18 protein-coding genes are annotated in these 21,344 nt (G+C 35.5%); 7 read left to right on the forward strand and 11 right to left on the reverse strand.

The features are described 5' to 3' along the window. Positions 1–7: 7 nt before the first annotated feature. Positions 8–604: a guanylate kinase gene (gene gmk, locus ES677_RS06970; RefSeq protein ID WP_148380864.1), complete on the reverse strand. Its 597-nt coding sequence runs from the start codon at positions 602–604 to the stop codon at positions 8–10. Positions 605–630: 26 nt separating this feature from the next. Then, on the reverse strand, positions 631–1,488 hold the full coding sequence (locus ES677_RS06975; RefSeq protein WP_148369285.1) for a YicC/YloC family endoribonuclease: 858 nt from the start codon (positions 1,486–1,488) through the stop codon (positions 631–633). 107 nt (positions 1,489–1,595) lie between these two features. Here ES677_RS06975 and ES677_RS06980 point away from each other — a divergent pair, with 107 nt between their 5' ends. Continuing rightward, positions 1,596–2,084 carry an acyl-CoA thioesterase gene (locus tag ES677_RS06980; RefSeq protein WP_394348788.1) on the forward strand — a complete coding sequence of 163 codons (489 nt, stop codon included), beginning with the start codon at positions 1,596–1,598 and terminating at the stop codon, positions 2,082–2,084. 1 nt (position 2,085) lies between these two features. On the opposite strand, the gene ES677_RS06985 is transcribed toward ES677_RS06980, so the two are convergent. Then, a complete protein-coding gene (locus ES677_RS06985) occupies positions 2,086–2,988 on the reverse strand; it encodes a DMT family transporter (RefSeq protein WP_148380865.1) in 903 nt (300 codons plus the stop codon). Next, complete coding sequence (locus ES677_RS06990; protein WP_148380866.1) at positions 2,978–3,334, reverse strand: arsenate reductase family protein; 357 nt, start codon at positions 3,332–3,334, stop codon at positions 2,978–2,980. Before ES677_RS06990 ends, ES677_RS06985 begins: the two co-directional genes overlap by 11 nt. A 74-nt stretch (positions 3,335–3,408) precedes the next feature. Between ES677_RS06990 and ES677_RS06995 the strand changes: the two genes are divergently transcribed. Then, positions 3,409–3,864, forward strand: a complete 456-nt coding sequence (locus ES677_RS06995) for a DinB family protein (protein ID WP_148380867.1) — start codon at positions 3,409–3,411, stop codon at positions 3,862–3,864. Here ES677_RS06995 and ES677_RS07000 read toward each other — a convergent pair. Together ES677_RS07000 and ES677_RS07005 are read right to left on the reverse strand one after the other, a co-directional pair. After that, on the reverse strand, positions 3,861–4,604 hold the full coding sequence (locus ES677_RS07000; protein ID WP_148369295.1) for a PdaC/SigV domain-containing protein: 744 nt from the start codon (positions 4,602–4,604) through the stop codon (positions 3,861–3,863). The two genes, ES677_RS06995 and ES677_RS07000, sit on opposite strands and share 4 nt — an antisense overlap. Before the next feature lie 396 nt (positions 4,605–5,000). After that, the gene (locus ES677_RS07005; RefSeq protein ID WP_148369296.1) at positions 5,001–5,810 is read right to left on the reverse strand and encodes a THC0290_0291 family protein; all 810 of its coding nucleotides are present in this window, start codon (positions 5,808–5,810) and stop codon (positions 5,001–5,003) included. 226 nt (positions 5,811–6,036) lie between these two features. Here ES677_RS07005 and gdhA point away from each other — a divergent pair, with 226 nt between their 5' ends. From gdhA to ES677_RS07025, 4 genes are all read left to right on the forward strand, one after another. After that, positions 6,037–7,380 (forward strand): NADP-specific glutamate dehydrogenase, encoded by a 1,344-nt coding sequence (gene gdhA / locus ES677_RS07010; RefSeq protein ID WP_148369299.1) that lies wholly within the window; start codon positions 6,037–6,039, stop codon positions 7,378–7,380. Positions 7,381–7,488: 108 nt separating this feature from the next. Beyond that, complete coding sequence (gene porZ, locus ES677_RS07015; protein ID WP_148380868.1) at positions 7,489–9,840, forward strand: type IX secretion system anionic LPS delivery protein PorZ; 2,352 nt, start codon at positions 7,489–7,491, stop codon at positions 9,838–9,840. After that, positions 9,840–10,559, forward strand: a complete 720-nt coding sequence (gene recO, locus ES677_RS07020; RefSeq protein ID WP_148369303.1) for a DNA repair protein RecO — start codon at positions 9,840–9,842, stop codon at positions 10,557–10,559. The genes porZ and recO overlap by 1 nt, the downstream gene beginning before the upstream one ends. Beyond that, a complete protein-coding gene (locus ES677_RS07025) occupies positions 10,543–12,975 on the forward strand; it encodes a TonB-dependent receptor plug domain-containing protein (protein WP_148380869.1) in 2,433 nt (810 codons plus the stop codon). The genes recO and ES677_RS07025 overlap by 17 nt, the downstream gene beginning before the upstream one ends. A gap of 33 nt (positions 12,976–13,008) precedes the next feature. On the opposite strand, the gene ES677_RS07030 is transcribed toward ES677_RS07025, so the two are convergent. After that, the gene (locus ES677_RS07030) at positions 13,009–16,227 is read right to left on the reverse strand and encodes a lamin tail domain-containing protein (RefSeq protein ID WP_148380870.1); all 3,219 of its coding nucleotides are present in this window, start codon (positions 16,225–16,227) and stop codon (positions 13,009–13,011) included. A 45-nt stretch (positions 16,228–16,272) separates the two neighbouring features. On the opposite strand from ES677_RS07030, the gene ES677_RS07035 reads away from it, so the two are divergent. Further along, positions 16,273–16,749 (forward strand): regulatory protein RecX, encoded by a 477-nt coding sequence (locus ES677_RS07035; protein ID WP_148380871.1) that lies wholly within the window; start codon positions 16,273–16,275, stop codon positions 16,747–16,749. A 70-nt stretch (positions 16,750–16,819) separates the two neighbouring features. On the opposite strand, the gene ES677_RS07040 is transcribed toward ES677_RS07035, so the two are convergent. From ES677_RS07040 to ES677_RS07055, 4 genes are all read right to left on the reverse strand, one after another. Next, entirely contained in the window at positions 16,820–17,311 is a 492-nt protein-coding gene (locus tag ES677_RS07040; RefSeq protein ID WP_148369311.1) for a DUF6646 family protein, read from the reverse strand. Positions 17,312–17,318: 7 nt separating this feature from the next. Further along, on the reverse strand, positions 17,319–18,176 hold the full coding sequence (locus ES677_RS07045; RefSeq protein ID WP_148380872.1) for a cupin-like domain-containing protein: 858 nt from the start codon (positions 18,174–18,176) through the stop codon (positions 17,319–17,321). A gap of 71 nt (positions 18,177–18,247) precedes the next feature. Beyond that, positions 18,248–19,342, reverse strand: coding sequence for a biotin synthase BioB (bioB, locus tag ES677_RS07050; RefSeq protein ID WP_148380873.1), 1,095 nt, complete (start codon positions 19,340–19,342; stop codon positions 18,248–18,250). Positions 19,343–19,527: 185 nt separating this feature from the next. After that, positions 19,528–21,342: a TonB-dependent receptor gene (locus tag ES677_RS07055; RefSeq protein ID WP_148380874.1), complete on the reverse strand. Its 1,815-nt coding sequence runs from the start codon at positions 21,340–21,342 to the stop codon at positions 19,528–19,530. Positions 21,343–21,344: the final 2 nt, after the last annotated feature.

Here is a 21,344-nt window from a genome sequence, read left to right on the forward strand (position 1 = left end):
TAGCGTGTTAATTATCGGCGTTTAAAAAATTAGCTACCGTAGTTTCTGCTTCGGCAAGCGCTTTTTCTAAATTATCATTTTCTATAATAATATCAAACAGTGGGGCAGTGGCTAATTCTGCCGAGGCTTTTGCAACGCGCATATTTATTTTGTCGTCGGTCTCTGTTTTTCTGTTTTTAAGTCTAATTTTTAGCTCGTCGATACTTGGTGGTTTAACAAAAACAGCTAAAGTTTGTTCAGGAAACTTTCGTTTAATACGCAAACCCCCAGACACATCAATATCGAAAAGAACGTGCTTTCCTAACGCCCAAAGCCTGTCGACTTCCGTCTTTAAAGTCCCATAAAAATTATCGCGATACACTTCTTCCCATTCTAAGAATTCATCGCCTTTAATTTTGTTTTTAAATTCTTTAGCTGATAAAAAGTAGTAGTCTTCTAGGTCTATCTCTTCGCCGCGCTTTTCTCGAGAAGTTGCCGAAATTGAAAACGCCAAATTAAGCGCTTCGTTTTTTAATAAATGTCTTACAATGGTTGTTTTTCCTGAGCCGGAAGGTGCAGAAAACACGATAAGTTTACCTTGTTTTTTAGTGGATACTGTGGTCACAAATATATATTTTGGTTACGCGCTAATTACAGTACGTTTAGTAATTGTTCTTTAATTTTTTCTAACTCGTCTTTCATTTGTACGACCAGTTGTTGCATTGGTGCATAGTTGCTTTTAGAGCCTATGGTATTGATTTCTCTTCCCATTTCTTGAGAGATAAAACCTAATTTCTTTCCGTTAGAATCTTCAGAATGTAAAGCGTCTAAAAAGTAATCTAAGTGATTTTTTAAGCGTACTTTCTCTTCGGTGATATCAAATTTTTCAATGTAATAAACGAGTTCTTGCTCAAAACGGTTTTCGTCGTATTTTTCCTTAAGTTCTTCAACCCCCTTTTTTAAACGGTCTTTAACGCCATCAATACGCTCCGGGTCCATTGCGATTATTTGTTCTAGTAAATCACTTATTATAGCAACGCGATTTTTAAAATCGGTTTCCAGTACTTTACCTTCGTCTAATCTGTAGGTTTTAATGCTTTCAATGGCATTTTTAATTTCAGTTTCTATGATTTGCCATTCGTTTTCGTCAATTTCTTCACGCTCTGTATTTAAAGCATCAGGAAAACGCACCGCCATTTTTAACAGTTCTACTTCATCACCATCTACAACCGCCCTTAATTGCTCGATATATTGTTTAACAACGGGAGTGTTAATCTTTGCCGATGTATCTTCAGCAGTCGTTTCAACATAAATTGAGAAATCGACTTTACCGCGATCTAGTTCTTTTGCAATTAATTTGCGAAGCGGTAATTCTTTTTCTCTATAAATAGAAGGCATTCTGGCGTTTAAATCCAGGTTTTTACTATTTAACGATTTTAGTTCTATCGATATCTTTTTTGTTGGTAACTGTACTACAGATTTACCATAACCTGTCATTGAATGTATCATAAGCTTTCTATATAAAGTTGTGCAAAGGTAATGAAAAGCGTGTGTTTAGAAAACCTTTTAATTTTTTATGCGTGCACAACAATATTATGTAATTTTGAAGTAAAACAATTAAGAATATGTACACAAAACAATTTGAAATACGTTGGAGTGATGTCGATGCTAACAGGCATTTGGCGAATTCTGCTTTTACTAATTTTATGAGTCATACGCGTATGGCCTTTTTAATAGAACAAGGTTTTACTATGAAAGAATTGGCACTGCACAACATTGGCCCGGTAGTCTTTTACGAGCATATGTCTTATTTTAAGGAAGTGTTTATGGGGCAACCCATTACTGTAAGTTTAGAGGTTTCTGGGTTGAGTGAAGAGGGTTCGTTTTTTAAATTCGATCATAATTTCTATAATCATAAAGGTGAAAATCTAGCATTTTGCGAAATGTTTGGCGCTTGGATAGATTTAAAAGAACGCAAAATAACAGCGCTTCCAAAAGAGTTATTAGATATCGCTGATGAATTCCCGAAAACGGAAGACTATAAGGTCTTAACAAAAGAAGACGCACGAGCGAAAGGCCGAAAACCAGTAAATTTAAATCTGTAATTTAAAGCTGTACCGCGGGTGCTTTTGGCTTTTTAGTCACTAAATACACCCCTGTAAATATTAATGCGGAAGCGATAAGTTTTACACTACTTAAACTGTCGCTTCCCATTATAATGGCAAATATTCCTGCAATTACCGGCTGGATATAAATAAAAATACTTACTGTAGATGCTTTTAAATGGCGCAATGCTAAAGGATTTAAAGTATACGTGCCAAACGTAGCGCCAACAATAACAAACGCAATTGAGAAGTAAATATAAGGTGTAAAAGAGGTGTAATCTATAGCGATAAAATCGTTAATGCCAAATGGCATAACTAAGAATAAGCCGAATAAAAACACCCATTTTATAAACGTAAACGGATGGTATTTATCAGTTAGTTTTTTTAGAATTATAATATAAATACTATAGGAAATGGCGTTAATTAATACTAATAAATTTCCTAAAGGCACATTATCTCCAACGCGTGAAGATTTGCCGTAAAGCGTTAAAACAATCGCGCCAGAAAATGCCAAAACAACACCTACAACTTTAAGTGTTGTAAACCGTTCTTTCAAATAAAAGGTAGAAAGAATAAGCACTATAATAGGAACTATTGTTGTTATTACGGCCGCGTGAATAGGTGAGGTATATTCTAGCCCTTTAAAAAACATAAGCATATTGGTTGCGACTCCAAAAATGGCAGCGAAAAACAGCGTAATAAAATCTTTTGGTGCTATTTTTTCTTGGGGTCCCATACCGCTAAATACCCAAAATAATAACGTCGCACCTGCTACTCTAAAAATTATAAAAGCAAACGGTGTGACAAAACCGCCTGCAATAACATCTTTAGCCAGCGTAAAGTTTAAACCATAGAGTAACTGTACTACAAAAGCAGCAATTAGTGCCCAGATTCTAAACTTCATTTAAGACGTGTTTAACAGCTTCAACGTTTTTCTTAGAATTCCCTATGTAAATGGCCTTATTAATAATAAAGACAGGACGACTTAGAAATGTGTAATGTTCTAAAATATAGTGTTTATAATCCTTTTCGGTAAGTGATTTATTTTTTAAATCCATCGTTTTATATAACGTTGCGCGCTTGTTAAATAAAGCTTCGTAGCTTTCAGATAGCGCCCTCATTTCTTCTAATTGTTGTGGCGTAATAGGATCGCTTTTAATATCCTGTAAAACAACATTTGAAGGCAGATCTAATTCTTTTAAAATTCTAGAACAGGTGCTACACGTTTTTAAATAGTATACTTTAGTCATTTTACAAGAGTTTTGTGATTGCAAAATAAATTTAATTTCGCAAAAAAAGGTTACTTTTATCTAAAATTATATTTATGAATTTCGCCTTCGAAACCACCTTAAAAAATAGGATCTTATTAAAAAGCTTTTTAGAACACTATAGCTTAGAACAGTTAAATAAAGTACCTGAAGGTTTTAGTAACACTATTATATGGAATGTGGCACATACCATCGTTACCCAACAATTACTTGTTTATAATTTATCTGGGATACCAATGAATGTCTCTGATAAAATGGTAGCAAGCTATAGAAAAGGAACAAAAGCTGAGCATTTTGTTTCCCAAATAGAAGTAGATGAGGTTAAAGGGTTGCTGTTTTCAACGGTAGAAAAAATGGAAGAAGATTACAATAACAACTTATTTAAAAATTACACAGAATATACGGTAACTACTGGTAATATTTTACGTAATGTGGAGCACGCTATTGCGTTTAATAATTTTCACGAAGGCATTCACTTGGGGTATATTCTAGCGCTTAAAAAATCACTCTAAAATTTTAAATATTTATTTGCAATCGTATAAGAAATTGTGAATTCTAGAGGGTCGTTAGACAAGCTGCTAGAACGGTCGTAAAATATAATAACACCGTCTTCACTAAAACCCAGATTTTCGGGGAATGAAAACGGCGCGTCGTTTGGCTCTAGGTTGCTAGCTTCGTAGCCCGTTTCTAATTCTTTGTCGTAGTGTTTTTTAACAAGGGTTGTAAAAGCTTCGACATCGGTAATTAAATCTTTTGTTTGTAACTCTTCTCCTGTCGTGGCATCAAAGTTGAAGAATTTTATATTAAAAATCCCTTGTGCGCCGCCAGTATTAATACTCGAGTTCATTACAATACAAATTATAGATTCGTTTTGGAATGAAATTTCTCCATCTACTAATGCCTCCCACGACGGTAAATCGGTTAAAAGTGTTTTCCCTATTTCAGTTTTAAAAGTGCTGTAAGACGCATTAAACGCGGTAATGTTGTCTTCGATTGTTGGTTGCATTGTGTTTGCAGAATCTACGGTTAACGCCATATTAGTGTAGTTTTCTAAGGTTCTGTTAATAGCTTGTGCTGCTTCTGTATTGCCTTCGGCTTTAGGGATATTAACTTCCACAACCGTTTCATTGTCTGTAAGAATGGAAGTGGTAGAAAACGTAAGTGTTGTTTCTTTTTTACAACTAAAAACGGTGACTGAAATAACAAGGATTAAAATAGTTTTTAACGCCTTTATGGAGAAACTGTTAAACATAGTTTAAAGTGGTGCTTGGATTTGAATAGAGCTAATTAAGCGTTATTTTAGTTCTAATCAAAAAATATTTGGATGAAATTTAATATAAAAATAATTCGCGTTAAACTATTCAGTAACCCGGGGTAGACGACGGGAATGCTACTAAAATATTAAAGTAAGATCCTTGAAAACAACTGCGTTGGACGATACAGTGCAGGACTATTCATAAAGCGGTCATTGAACGCGTTACATGGTATAAAAGTTCTTAACTAGTAGTTAACAAGTAGCAGATGTGTAAAACACAGTGTGACTTTTATATGTTGTTTGACAGCTATTTAAAACAAGCTTTGGGTTGCATGCTAGCGTATAAAGAGCGGTAACTCTTAGTTCTCTTTTTTTAGGTCAAATTTGCAACGATTACTCTAAGTAATAGATATAGCCGAAGTTAAGCCATACCATCCAATCATTATATTTATTATCTGGTAAGCCGTGATTTAATCCGTCTATCCAGTCATTAAAATAGTATTGCCCGCGTAAATCTAGCATTAAGTCCGACATTACATTCAACTTGTATCGCACACCCACACTACTAACTACAGACCACGTTGTTCCTGGGCTTGCATCGATAGGATCTGGTAAATAAGGAGAGGACCAGGGTGTGTAGAAATTATTAAGATTTTTAATATTTCCAGGATCTCCTTCGCCTAAGTACGCGGTGCTTACTTTAGGATTGAACGCTACAAAATGTGCGCCAGCGCTAATAAATGGTGCCCATCGACTTGAGAAATTTTGAAAATCTCTAATACTAAAGGGATAAAATTCAATTTGCATCCCAACATCAAGATTATTAGCTTCTCCCGTATGATCTCTTAACCGTTGAGCTTCATCGCTAGTTCTAGAAGGGTCGACATACTTGCCAAAGTGTTCTAGCTTTGTTTTGTTGTATGATATTTCTGTTCTTAGTTTAAAGTGATCGTAAATAAAGTTATCTATTGAGTACGAATAACGATTAGATCTATAGGCCAGATCTAAAAAATGTACGATACCTATTCCTACTCCAGTATTTCCTGCATTGGTAGTTAAATTAGTTCGTAATCCATAGTCAGATTTAAATGCAACAGGACCTGCAATAATTCCTATTTCGTGAGAAAAGCCCAATTGAGAAAAAGCAGACTTAGAAATAAAAAATATAAAAAACAGTAAGGATAATTGTTTTGCTGTTAGCATAATTAGGACAATTTTAGAGCCTCTCATTCAACAAATATATCAAATCGCGATTAACTATCAAGCAATATATAAAAAATACAGAAAACTTCGTAAAGGTATAATTTTTTATAATAAAAATCATAAATTGCTATGTAGCGAAATGTATCACAAAAAAGTTAATTTTTTATCTATAACGGTCGTGTTGCTAGTAATCTTTAATAATAATGATTTTATCTCTTAGAATGTAATGCAAACCAAAATTGAAGCTTTTTTTAATTCAGTAAAAGAAAAAAACAGCAATGAAAAGGAATTTCTTCAAGCCGTTTACGAAGTAGCAGAAATTATTATTCCTTTTATAGAAGCCCATCCGAAGTATCAAAACAAAATGCTTTTAGAACGTATAGTCGAACCAGAACGAGCTATTATTTTTAGAGTGCCTTGGCTAGACGATTCTGGAAAGGTTCAAGTAAATCGTGGGTTTAGAGTAGAGTTTAATTCTGCAATTGGGCCTTACAAAGGCGGCTTAAGATTTCATCCTTCGGTTAATCTTAGTATTTTAAAGTTTTTAGGATTTGAACAAGTGTTTAAAAATAGCTTAACGACATTGCCTTTGGGTGGTGGTAAAGGGGGTAGCGATTTTAATCCTAAAGGGAAAAGCGATAATGAAGTGATGCGTTTTTGCCAGTCGTTTATGGGAGAGTTATTTAGGCATATTGGTGCAGATACCGATGTTCCTGCGGGAGATATTGGCGTTGGTAGTCGCGAAATAGGCTATTTATTTGGTTATTATAAAAAAATAAAAAATGAATTTACGGGTGTTTTAACTGGTAAAGACTTGTCTTATGGAGGTTCTTTAATTCGCCCTGAGGCTACGGGCTACGGTTGTGTGTATTTTATACAGAGTATGTTAAAGACCAAAAACGATTCCATAAAAAATAAAAAAGTGGTTATTTCTGGATCTGGAAACGTGGCACAATATGCTTGCCAAAAAATAACAGAGTTAGGTGGTAAGGTTGTCGCGATGTCCGATTCTACTGGATATATTTATGATGAGAAGGGAATAGATGCTGAAAAGCTTCAGGTTATTATGACGATTAAAAATGAAAATAGAGGACGCATTCAAGAGTATCTGGATACTTATAAAAATGCACAGTTTTTTGAAGGCCAACGTCCTTGGGGGGTTGCGTGTGATATTGCTATTCCGTGTGCAACTCAAAATGAATTAAATAAAGGAGAAGCAGAAGAATTAGTAAAAAATAAGGTGCTGGTTGTTGCCGAAGGTGCAAATATGCCAACAACACCTAAGGCAATTGAAATTTTGCAACAAGCAAATGTGTTATTTGCTCCGGGGAAAGCCGCGAATGCAGGAGGTGTGGCAACCTCAGGGTTAGAGATGAGCCAAAACGCATTACGATATAGCTGGAAAAAGGAAAAGGTCGATGAAAAATTACGAGAAATAATGTACCATATTCACGCCTCCTGCGAAGCTTATGGAAAGAACGATGCCGGGGAAATTGATTATGTAAAAGGAGCAAACATTGCTGGATTTGTAAAAGTTGCCGATGCGATGCTTGCTCAAGGTGTCGTTTAAGCAAAACCTACATCGCGTAATAAAAAGCTCCTACTTAGGGGCTTTATTGTTTTTTGTATATACTTTTGTAATAATTAACGTTATAAAGAAATATCGAAAATTAAACAAATGAAAATAAAAGCTTTATTTATACTATTACTTTTAATTCCCGTGCTAAACTCTGCTCAAGATTTTACAAATTCGTGGCAAGGGTATTTTAGTTATTTAGATATAAAAGATATTTCTCAAGGCACAAATCGAGTGTTTGGTGCGGCAGAGAATGCCGTTTTTATTTACAATGTACAAACGCGAGAAATGGAGAAGCTATCTACCATAAACGGTTTGTCTGGGGAGCCTATTTCTACTATACAATATGATGAAGCAAGTGGCGTGTTATTAATAGGCTTCGATACTGGATTAATGCAAGTATATAGTGAATCGACTAAGAAAATTACAACTGTTGTAGATATCTTAAATAAACCTTCCATTCCTCCGGTAGATAAAAAAATAAATCATTTTATGGTGTCTAACGGTTTTGCGTATATCGCTACAGATTATGGTATTTCGTTATACGATATTCAAAATTTAGAATTTGGAGACACTTATTTTATAGGTTCTGGCGGAGGGCAGTTAAAAGTAAATCAAACTACTATTAACAATGGTTTTATTTACGCAGCGACAACTACAGGAATGCGAAAGGCAGATGCTTCGAGTCCTAACCTTGTGAATTTTCAAGAGTGGCAACTTATTAACGCTTTCAACTGGGTGGGTGTAGAAGCTATAAATAATACGGTGTATGCTTTGCGAAATGTAAATAAATTGTACGAACTGGTAACTACTAATTTTGTAGAGCGTGCGTCTTATAATACCGCATCTGTTCAAATTAAATCAGAAGAAAACCGATTGCAAGTTACAACTTTAAAGCAATTTTTTGTTTACGATGAAAATTTAACATTACTAGCTTCTTCGGGAGTTATAAGCGAATTTAATACAGATTTCACTTCAGGAACCAGTGTAAACGATGCTGTTTATATCGGCACTAAAGGTGATTTTAATAGTGGGCGTATTGGTTTCGGTATTTTAAAAGCACCTTTTGAAGCGCCTTTAGAGTATGAAGAAATCCATCCAGACAGCCCTATCTCTAATACCGCATTTGCTATTGCGGCAGCAGATAAAAACCTGTGGGTAACGTATGGAGATTATTCGGTAACCTTTAACCCTTATCCCTTAAGGCAAAGAGGTTTTAGTCATTTAAAACAAGAGTCTTGGGTGAATGTGCCGTTCGACAGTGTTTTGGGAGCAGTAAATTTGAACACGATAAATGTTAATCCTTTAAATTATAATCAGGTCTTTATCAACTCTTTTTTGCATGGTTTATTAGAGGTTAATAACGACATCCCCGCGGTGCTGTATGGTGTTAATAATAGTAGTTTTCAATCGTCTAGTTCTGCGGGAATCGATATAAGAAATAGTGCTTCTGTAATCGATAATGACGGTGTTTTATGGTGCACAAATGCGAAAACAGCTAGTCCACTAAAATCTTTTAATATTAGTACGGGGGTTTGGGATAGTTATAATTTTAGTGCTATTCTTCCAACTGCAAACTCCGAGTTTGGTTATAGTTCTTTGGCTGTTGATGACAACGGCGTAAAATGGTTGGGAGGCTATAAAAAAGGAATTATTGGTTTTGATAATACAGGACCGGAAACCTTATTAAAAAGTATTTCATCTGACGATTATAATATGCCAATAGCAGCGGTGTACAGTGTGGCTGTAGATAAAAGTAATACAGTATGGATTGGTACAGGTAAAGGGCTGCGCGTAATTTATAGTGGGGCAGAGTTTTTTAGTAATCCCAGCTTTAATGTGTCTTCAATTATTGTTCTAGATAATGGCACTCCAAGTGAATTACTATACCAGCAATTTATTACGAGTATCAATGTCGATGGCTCTAATAATAAATGGATAGCTACTTTAGGAACCGGTGTTTATTATTTTTCATCAGACGGTCAAAAAACGATTTATCATTTTACAATGGATAATTCTCCGCTACCTTCAAATAACGTTGTCGATGTGGCTCTAGATGAGGTTAACGGAATTGTGTATATGGCCACCGATAAAGGCGTGGTTTCATTTAGAAGCGACACGTCGAAAACCCAAGAAAGCTTAGAAGATGCTTACGTGTATCCAAATCCGGTGCGACCATCGTTTAACCTTAATCAAGAAAAAGTAAAAATAAAAGGGCTGACGGAGAATGTAAATATAAAAATCACAGATATCGAAGGTAATTTGGTAACAGAAGCCGAATCGCAAACCAATACAAAATTTAAAGGGTATAATTTAGAGGTCGATGGCGGAACAGCCTTATGGAATGGTAAAAATTTAGCAGGTAGAACGGTGGCGTCTGGGGTGTATTTAATATTATTATCCGATTTAGATAGCTTCGAAACTAAAGTGCTAAAAGTAATGGTGGTACGTTAATGTTTACGGAGACAAAAGCCATAGTGCTTTCTAAAATCAAGTATAGAGACAGCGATTTAATTGTAAAATGCTACACCCAAAATGACGGAATTGTTAGCTATCTTTTGCGTGGTGTATTTAAATCTAGAAAAGCATATTCTAAAGTAGCTTATTTTCAAGAGTTGTCGCAACTTCATTTGGTAACCGATTATAAAGAGAAAAGAGGATTGCAATACATTAAAGAAGTAAAAATTAGTTACCTCTATGCGACCTTACACACCAACGTTTTAAAAAGTGCTGTTGTTATATTTTTAGCTGAAGTACTTTCTAGTGCGCTACAAGAAGAGGAACAAAACGACACGCTTTTTAATTATTTGGAAGCCACATTGCAGTGGTTAGATACCAACGAAACGTACGCGAATTTTCATCTGCTTTTTCTTTTAAATCTTTCGAAACATCTCGGTTTTTATCCCGATAAAACAGAAATTGATGCGCCTTACTTTAACTTAAACGATGGCGAATTTCAATTTGAGAAAGAAAGTAGGTATGCTATTTCATCAGAAAATTTAGTCTTATTAAAACAGCTGTTGGGCACAAATTTTGATACTTTAGAAGCAGTGAAAATAAATGGGACTCAAAGGCAAGCCTTTTTAGGGATTATGTTGTTGTATTTTGAGTTGCATTTAGGAGCCTTTAAAAAACCAAAATCTCTACAAGTCTTTAATGAAGTATTTAACTAATTGTGCGAATAAAGTAATTTTTAGTGTTCTGTTTTTTGCGTTATTTTCTTTTGCATCGAGGGCTCAAACGATTCAAATAGTAGAAGAAGAGTTAAGCGCACCTATTGTTGGCGTTGCTGTGTTTAATAAAGACAAAACGGTAAGCGAGATTAGCGATTTTAATGGAGAAGTAAATTTGAAGCGCTTTCCATTCGATGAAAAAATATATTTTAAACATTTAGCGTTTCAGCTTAAAAAAATAAAGAAATCAGCAATTAAAAACTCGAGAATCGTTCTTAAAGCAAACAATGAAGCATTAGGCGAAATTGTTATTTCTGCTTCACGATTTAAACAAAACAGAAAAGATATTCCTAATAAAATCATCAGTTTTAATGCGAAATCTATAGCCTTTAGCAACCCGCAAACTAGTGCCGATGCTTTAGAGAATACAGGGCAGGTCTTTATTCAGAAAAGTCAGTTAGGTGGAGGAAGTCCTTTAATTAGAGGTTTTTCGACTAATAGATTGTTGATTACTGTAGATGGTGTGCGTATGAATAATGCTATTTTTAGAGGCGGAAACCTTCAAAATGTAATTGCTATCGATCCCTTTTCGATACAAAAAACAGAGGTGACTTTAGGAGCCGGTTCTATTATTTATGGTAGCGATGCTATTGGTGGCGTAATGAGTTTTTACACACAGAAACCTCAGCTTTCTTATTCAGATGTTTTGTACACAAAAGCTCAAGCAGTGGTAAGGTATGCTAGTGCTAATCAAGAAAAAACAGCCCATTTTGATGTGAATTTCGGCTTAGAAAAATGGGCGTTTTTATCGCATGTAACGTATACCTATTTCGACGATTTGCGAATGGGTAAAAATGGCCCGGACGACTATTTACGACCAAATTACGTCGTAACTACTGCGGGCGTCGATGTAATGGTGAAAAATGATAAACCAAAACTCCAAAAGCACACGGGTTACGACCAGATTAATGCGATGCAGAAAGTGCGTTTTGAACCTAAAGAAAATTTAAGTTTCGATCTTGGTTTGTATTACACTACAACTTCTAATACACCACGATACGATCGATTAATTCGCTATGATGACGCTGTTTTAAAATCAGCAGAATGGTATTACGGTCCGCAACGCTGGTTTATGACCAATGTAAATGTAACTAAATTAAGTAGTAGTTCTAATTTATACGATAAGATTCAGGCAACGGTAGCCTTTCAGAATTTTCAAGAAAGTAGAATAGATAGAAATTTTCAGTCCCTCTCACGATCTATAAAAGAAGAGTCTGTCGCGGCAGTGTCTTTTAATTTAGATTTAGAGAAAAAGTTAAGTGATAACACAATCTTTCATTACGGTGCAGAGTACGTTTATAACCATGTGTCGTCTATAGCCAAGAAAGAGAATCGTATTACTGGCGTCACAGAAAATATAGTATCCAGATATCCTAATGGTTCACGATGGCAATCGGCTGCTTTATATTCCAGTATAAAATATAAGCCGAATCAAAAATTTGTTTTTCAAATGGGTTTGCGTTACAATTATATAACCTCTTTTGCCGATTTCGAAGAAAATAATGTTTATTTAGATTTACCATTTACAACGTCTAAAAATACAGCAGATGCCTTAACAGGGTCAGCGGGAATAAGTTGGTTGCCTAATAATATTATTCATTGGCGATTTAATTTGTCAACGGCCTTTAGAGCGCCAAATATTGATGATATAGGTAAGGTTTTTGACTCGGAACCAGGCGCAGTGGTAGTGCCCAATACTAACTTAAAACCGGAATACGCGTACGGGGGAGAGTTGGGTGTGACTTTAAATTTTAATAATACAGTAGTGTTGGACGCGGCCACCTATTACACTTATTTAGATAATGCATTGGTGCGAAAAGATGGCGATTTAAACGGAGAAACGGCGATTATGTATATTGGCGAGTTGAGTACGGTGCAATCGCTTCAAAATGCCTCTGAGGCACGTGTGTATGGTTTCGAGCTGGGAACAGAAATAAAGTTTACCGAAGAATTTAAGCTTACTTCGCAATATTCGGTTATTGGTGGCTCAGAAACTACAAATACTATTGAAGTTCCGGTACGACACGTGGCACCACATTTTGGAAATACGCATTTCATTTGGCAAAATAACAAATTAAGTGCGGACGCTTATTTAAAATACAATAGCGAATTATCTTTTTATAAGTTAGCACCATCCGAAACAAAAAAAGCGTATCTCTACGCTGTAGACGCTAATGGGCAACCTTATTCGCCAGCGTGGAGTACTTTAAATTTTAGAATCCAGTACCAATTTAATAACGCTGTAGTGCTTACATCTAGTTTAGAAAACATAACTGATAGACGTTATAAAACCTACTCTTCTGGTATTGCTGCTCCAGGTAGAAATCTTATTGTGTCTTTAAAATATACGTTGTAGAAAAACATCTTAAAAGCCATTGAATTTAAATTATTATTTCTTTAGTGCTTTTTTTGTAATTATTTGTCCGTTTCGTAGTGTTACTTTGGCAATATACGCAGCACTGTTTACTTGAGATAAATGATATGTTTCAGAATTATTGACACCTTTTAAGTCATATAAAAGGCGGCCGTAGACATCGTAGATTTTAACGCTATCGATGTTGTGGTTATTAGCAACCTTAAATGTGGTCTCGTTATTTCTATCTTCAAAGATGATTAGGAAGTTTTCAGAAACAATAAACGATTCTGTGGCTAGGCTAGGTTGCGTAAAAACAACTTCAAATCTAGTATTGAACTGTCCTTTCTCAGAGTTAAAGGTATAGCTTTCTGTTGTTAAGTCGTGAAAAATATTAAGTTCATTATCTCTTAGATAAATAGCATTGGCTGTTAAAAAGGCGCCTTCAAAATGATCGATTCCAATAGTGTAAGATGTTAACGAATCAATAGCGGTTGTAAAACCTAGTGAAATAACTTCATTCAAATTTAAAGCATTGGTCTGCTTACCTTGAATAGCTAGAGGTTTATTGCTGTTTTCGGCAAAAGAGACCAGCATCGCAGAACTACCGTTAAAATAGCGTGGAGCATCGTAAATAGCACCATCATCGCCATTGGTAGCATTATCGATATACGCTATCGCCGTCTGGCTAAATATAGTAGTATTACTAAGATTTAACCACAGTCTGTTAGCTTGGTTTGTTGAATGTGCTCTATAGAATTGTTCGTTATTTTCGGGTACTCGCATACTGTTTCTAAATATAACATTTCCATTATTTGAGGCCGCATCATCGTCATACAACACAAAAAAGGCTTGCCCAGACGGAATATAATCATTAGGTATGTATTGGACAGAACTGGGGTGGAGTTCTCCTGCAATATGGGCTCCAGAGCCATTGTAAATGGCGTAGTCCATAGTGTCAAAATTTAAAACTTGATTTCCGTTGTTTGTACTCGATGGCGGTGCGTTTTGCGACCAATAATAGATAGCACCTTCTAACACGCCGTTAGGGCCTAATCCATATTGGTTTTCAGCAAAAAATAAATTAATATCGATAGCCGAGGGATAAGGGTTTCCAATAAGGTTCCAGTTATTATCTTCTGTTATCGTATCATTTCTGTTTACGGGAATACCGATGGTTCCTGTGTTTAAGGTGTTTCCTTTAAACGTTTTTAAAATTCCATTGGTGCCACCACTTGGGCCAGTTAAATCTATAGGACTTAAAGTTGCCGCATAACCTTTTCCAGGAATCATAAAGCCTGATGCGTATTCCCAATCGTTTCCATCGTCGTCTACATCGTCTTGTCCTAGAGTGCTTGTGTCGTTATTGTTTAGAGTTTCTGCATAAACGTCTGCAAATGCGCTACCATTAAATTTGAATTTACGAGATGGTGAAGTGTCTGGTAAAAAAGTTTCTAAAGTTTCTTCTGGAACAGGTGAGCTCCAATAGGTGTACTCATACCAATAGTTTACCGGCGCCGTTCGTTTATGTACCATAACCGGAGAGGCGCTGCTGGTATTATTTATAAAAGGTGCCGAGTTGTTTTCTTGTACAAAACTTCCTTTGTCATGAATTACTAAACTCCCTTTATTAATGACCACATTATTAATTTTTACAGAGGTATTATCCTGAATGGTTAAACTTACACCACTACTAATGGTTAATCGGCACGCTGAAAAGCTTGGTTGGCCTGCAATTCCAGTAGTGTAATTTGCATTTAAAATGGCGCTAGTATTACTGTCTGGAGTAATAGACCAATTTAAACCGTCCCAAATAGTGATTCCCGAACACTGACAATCGTTAAAATAATATCCCAAATTGGTAGTATTATTTGAAGGGGAAGAGGTCCAATCTGAAGGAGAATAAGTTGTTGTTGGTGTCTGTATATTTGTATTTCGGGCTAAATCTACGTTTTGCCCAAACATATTATTTACACCTAAATCTCCAACGGTATCTATATTAATTCCAGCACTATTTTGAAGGGTAATTACATCATTACCGTCAAAGTTCATTACTGTGCTTCCTGTACAGTAATCTGGTGTTCCGCTGCCGCAAAGTATAGAGTTGTTTCTAGCGATTAAATAGGTGGTGTAGGGGGCTATGTTTCCGTTTAGTGTTCTTATAAGCGGCGGCGTGTTGGTTAGTCCATTTTTAAAACGAGCGAGTTGATAATTAGTCAGGTCTATACTTGTATTTGTAGGGTTGTAAAGTTCTAAATATTGTTCGTTAGGTGTTCCAGTTGCTGCTTCGTGATATTCTGAAATAAATAATTCCGTACAATCTCCTGACGGTATATACGGGAATACTTCTCCCGAAACACCAACGGTTTTAGTTGGAGCACCAGTACTTGAAATATTTATAATCTCATTGTGTGTTCCAACAACAGCAGAAAAATTTAACTGGGTATAGATTGTGCTTGTAAAAACTTCTCCAGCAGTCGGTATTAAAGTTATGCTAGGTTGATAGGGGCCATTAAATGTGTCTGAAATTAGGAAATTTGCAGGAGCATTAAGAGTGATATCGTTAGTAAGTGCAGAGCCTTGAACGGTAAAGGTTTCATAAGTTAAAGGCACATTACCTTCCACATTTGTTAATCCCGTAACGCTATTAGAATTTGGATTTATGATGATTGTTGGAGACGTTGGGGCTATACCTTCTATAATAATAGTGTCTAGTCGTATGCGCTCATCATTAGCATTAGTTGAAATACTGACGCGTAATTCTAGAGTAGAACCATTTAAAAATGTGTTATGTGATACTGCGGTGTCTACAAAATCATTTTGGATAGAACCATTATTTCCTGCTAGCGTCCATAAGCCGCCATCTAAACTAAATTCGGTAATAAAAGTGTCGTTATTTTCAAGATTATCTTCTGTAGGAGAGCTCTCACTTGCATCTATTGAAAATTGAATATTTGTAAAGTTGCTAATATCAATTACGGGCGAAAACCAAATGGCCGTGCCGTCTAAATCTCTTCCTTCTATAAATTCTGTGTCGTCATTAACTTTAAACCAGTCGCTTGTCTCGTTTAAGCTTATTGCGCTAACATCTATAGACCATGTTACGCCAGAGAGGTCTATTTCGGTTAACCCCGTGGCGGCGTTGTAAGTAGCTCCTTTATTTAGCTGGTTTGTAAAATTTTCAGTGTAGATAGTGGTTTGACTAATACCTAAACAGCTAAAAAGAAGAGTGATAAAAAGTAATTTGATTTTCATAATCGTGCTGTTTATTGTTGTACATTATTTGTTTATTTTTGATCTATGTTTCAAAACGTTAAAACATTTACAGTAGATGAAGCTAAAAAAAAGCTTGAGTATTACTGTGCCTATCAAGAACGGTGTCACCAAGAGGTGCGACAAAAGTTAAAAAGTATGAATATGATACCTGAAGCATCAGATGTCATTATCGTTCATCTTTTGGAGCATAACTTTCTCAACGAAGAACGTTTTGCCAAAACATTTGTACGTGGTAAGTTCAATATTAAAAAATGGGGCAAGCATCGCTTAACTCGTGAACTTAAGAGAAAGGATATCTCTAAATATAATGTAAATCAAGCACTTATGGAAATTGAAAATGATGAGTACATCGAAGTTTTCAACTATTTAGCCGAAAAAAAAGCGCTTTTATTAAAAGAGAAGGACATTTATAAAAAAAAGAAGAAGTTAATTGATTATTTATTATATCGCGGTTGGGAATCTTATTTGGTGTATGATAAAGTTAACGAGTCGATAAAATAAAACATAAAAAAAAGTCTTTCAGGATTATCTTGAAAGACTTTTTTATAAAATGTATGTTGCGTGTTTATTTCTATAAGTTGAAAATAGCGCCTACATTTACTGTAAATTGGTTATGGATTTTCTCTGAGGGTGTTAGCCAATCTGAGTTGTATTTTGCTAAAGCGGTTCCAAATTCTGAATAAATTCCGAAGCCATTAGTAAAAAAGTAACGCATACCCAAATGTCCGCCAAAATTCTTTAAACTCACACTTACTCCAGGGTAAATATCGAAGTTTTCGCTTATGTTTACTACATTTCCTAAATTCGCATTAAACCGGGCTTTTAAATCGAAACGATCGGCAAATGCCTTTTCTACGCCGTTATTTACGTTTATAGCATAGGTAGAATTTACACCAATAGAGAAGTTTTCTCCCAATCCGTAATCGTAACCAACATTAAGACCCGAAGCATTGTCTTGAATATTTGCACCTATAAAAAATTTCTGATCACCTTTACCAGAAAACGATTGGCTATTTGCTAAAAAGGCAGATAATAGCACGGCTACTAATAGTAATTTTTTCATATCTAAATTATGTATTTTTTGTTTTAGTTACTGCTTTTTCGTTTTTCCAGTCTATCCATTCCTGACCTTTTAAACGTCTCATAATATTATCAAAATTACGCATTACAATTATATTATATATCGCTTTTCCTAAATTTTTAGGGCGTCTAGCAATAGCTCGTAAACTCATTGAAAAACCAGGGGTAATATAACGCATATAGTGCCAATAGCCTTCTGGCATATATAGCACTTCTCCGTGATTTAATTCGCAATACCACCCTCTTGCTTTTTTTAAATCGGGCCATTTTTCGAAATCTGGATCCGAAAAGTTAATATCCTCTCTAGTAATTAAAGAATGCGGAACTTTATATAAATACTTGTTCTGCGCTTGGTCGAATAGAATAATTTCTTTTTTACCTTCAAAATGAAAATGAAATATGTTAGCCAAATCAATATCGTAATGCATAAATGTATACGCGTCTTTCCCTCCAAAAAAAAGCATTGGTAAGCCCTTCATTAATCGCAAACCAAAGTCTGGATACGAAAAATCTTTTTGGAGTATTGGCGCCTCTTTTAAGACATTCCATAAAAATATTCTAAATTTTGTAGGCTCTCGATTTAATAAATCGATATAATCGTTCATTTTCATTGTAGCGTGTGGCTCGTTAAAACCATCTTTATAGTCTACAGGTCTATCATCGTAAAGTGGCACCGTTTTTTCGCCGGCCACTTTTTTAATATATGCTAAATTCCATTTAGAATAGGCTGGCCAATCCTCTATAAAACGCTCAATAACTACAGGTTTCTGAGGCTTAAAATATTGACGTATAAAGTCTTCTTTCGAAATGGTTTTTACACGGGGTATATTGCTAAGGTTCAGTTTCAAATGGTTTAAGATTTTAGCTTACAAAGTTAAGAAAACGTTAGTAAACTAGAAATCTTATAATAATATTTTAACTATTGTGATAATTTTCTGTTTTGTTTGGCCAATTCATTTCGTTCAATTTTGTGCTCAGGGCGTGTCCATTTTGGTTTTTCTCCTAAAGCTTCAATTTTAGAATCTGCTGCTTCAACTGTTTGTGGTTGCCCCTTTTTTGTAAAGGGCTTTTGGGGATTTAATCCTAAGGTTTCAAACATTTTCAGGTCTTCACTGACCTCTGGGTTGGGTGTGGTTAGTAATTTATCTCCTGCAAAAATAGAGTTTGCACCGGCAAAAAAGCATAGCGCTTGCCCTTCGCTCGTCATTTGTGTTCGTCCGGCACTTAAACGCACTTGTGTTTCTGGCATTACAATTCTAGTCGTTGCGACCATTCTAATCATATCCCAAATCTCAATAGGCTGTTGGTCTTCTAGTGGTGTGCCTTCAACAGCAACCAAAGCATTAATTGGTGTCGATTCTGGTTGCGGATTTAAAGTGGATAAAGCAACGAGCATTCCTGCCCGGTCTTCTACTTTTTCGCCCATACCAATAATACCACCAGAACATACGGTAACATTAGTTTTACGTACGTTATCTATGGTTTTTAAGCGGTCTTCGAAACCGCGAGTAGAAATAACTTTTTTATAATAGTCTTCTGACGAATCTAAGTTGTGGTTGTAGGCATATAAACCTGCTTCGGCTAAACGCTTTGCTTGGTTTTCTGTCACCATTCCTAAGGTGCAACATACTTCCATATCTAGTTTGTTAATGGTACGAACCATTTCTAAAACTTGATCAAATTCTTCACCATCTTTAACATTTCTCCAGGCAGCCCCCATACAAACACGAGAGCTTCCTCCAGATTTTGCGCGTAAAGCTTGTGCTTTCACGTGTTGTACCGTCATTAAGTCATTACCTTCCACATTGGTGTGGTAACGTGCCGCTTGCGGGCAATACCCGCAATCTTCAGAGCAGCCTCCGGTTTTAATAGATAATAATGTGCTTACTTGTACGGTATTTGGGTCGTGATGTAAACGGTGAATGGTGGCCGCTTCGTAAAGCAACTCCATCATAGGTTTCTTATAAATGTTTAGAATCTCTTGTGTTGTCCAATTGTGTTTTATCTCGCTCATAGGAGTTGAAGTATGCTGAGTTTTTGTTATAAGAGAAGTTTTTGTATTTTAAAAGCCCTCTTTTGCGATAGTTTTTACAGGAAGAATGTTTTCAATATTCAGGTTCAATAGCGTTGGTTTTTAAAGTCTACAGTTTCTAAAACGTTGGGGCTTTAAAATTGGTGCTTCAATTAAGAATTTATTTCTTATTTAAATTTATATTTTAGACCAAAGAGTAGGTTTCCTTTTGGCATAGGCACCAAGTTAGTTTCGGTATAGTCCGTATTAAAAATGTTATTGGCAAGTATAGAAAATTCCATAGTTTTTAGTTTGTAATTTACACTAGCATCTACCACAGTATAGCTTTCCCCAGAAGTTCTTTCGGCATATTTATAAATAATATTTTGAGAAAGGTTTTTTAGAAACTGCGTTTGTAAACCTGCTGTTGCGTGGTGTTTTAAGGAATTGATAGAATATTTAGAAAAGTTGCTTACTTCTTTTAAATTATCTTTTAAAAAGGTGTAACCCCCTTTAATATTTTGGTTGAAACCTCCAAGTGTAAAACCATAAGTAGTATTAAATTCAACGCCTTTTGTGTTTAAATCCCTAATATTGGTGGCTACCCATAAATCGGTTTCGTTTTCCTTAACATAGTCTATTAATTTTTTAGAATCTCTATTAAAAAGAGCAAGTGAAGCGTTGAATCTTCCGGTGTTGAATTTTAACCCTAATTCTTCAGCAATAGCTTCTTCTGGATCTAAATCTTCGTTCCCTAATGTGGTAGGATCACTATAATATAAATCGGTGTAAGTTGGAATTCTATAGGTATAACCAATGTTTCCGTAGATTTTTAAATCGTCATTTAATTTATAACCTAAATCTAAACCTGGGAAGGCGTGGAATTTAAAATCAGAAAAATAGTTGACGGCAACCCCAGGAGTAATATCTAATTTATTATTTAATAGCTTGAATCGGTGTTCTAAAAATAGCGTTGTTGTAAACCGGTTTCTATCTCCTAAATTATTACTTGATAAATACACTTTTGCGACATCCACACCAAAACCGGTAACCCCCATTTTAGAGGTATACGAAGCATTTACGGCAGCACCTACGTTATTAGTTTGATGTAGGTTTCTATATATGGAAGGATTTTCTCTTACAAAAACGTAGGTGTCTTGATTTCTTCTCCAATATAGTTTTGGTTTTAGAGTTAGTTTTTCGGTTCTTATTTCAGTCGAAACACCTACTAAACTCGCTTGGGTTTCTTGGTATTGATTAATAGCAGAGGGGCTTGAATAGAATCCGTTGGCACCAAATTTCCTTTCTTGAAATGAAGCGATCACGTCAATAGGCGTATTTTTTGTGTTAAAGGAACTTTTAATAAAATAATTCTGATTGTCATAATCTGTGTTATATCTGTAACCTTCGGAAGTGTTTCTAGAAACCTGCACAATATGTGAGGAGTTTTCATACTGACTAGCCACTAAAACAGAGCCGTGAAGCTGACCATAAGAACCCGCTTGAGCGTTTATCGACACTTGATCTCCTGTATTCTTTATGGTGACAATATTTACGGCTCCTGTAAAAGCGTTTTGTCCAAAAACTCTAGCGGCAGGGCCTTTAATGATTTCTATGCGCTCAATAAGTTCTATGGGTAAAGCCATATTTAAAGTGTGATGTCCTGTTTGTGCGTCATCTACTTTTATACCGTCTATTAATAACAACGTTTGGTCGAAACCACCACCACGAATGTATAAATCTGCTTGCATACCGCTAGCGCCTCTTCGTCTTACATCTACTCCGGCAAATTGTTGTAATAAATCGGCAACATTGTTTGTTGCACTTTTTTTAATATCGTCTTTAGTAATTACTGTAATGGTTCGAGAGTTTTCTGAAAACGGTAAATCAATTCGTGTAGAGGTAATAATTACCGAGTCTAAAACGTGTTCAAGTTCTAAATTCTGTGCTTGTGTTGCCATAGACAAGAGGACAAGCAAAATAAATAAAGGGGTAAATTTCATAA

This window comes from Bizionia gelidisalsuginis (genome assembly GCF_008086185.1).
GTDB classification, from domain to species: Bacteria; Bacteroidota; Bacteroidia; order Flavobacteriales; family Flavobacteriaceae; genus Bizionia; species Bizionia saleffrena.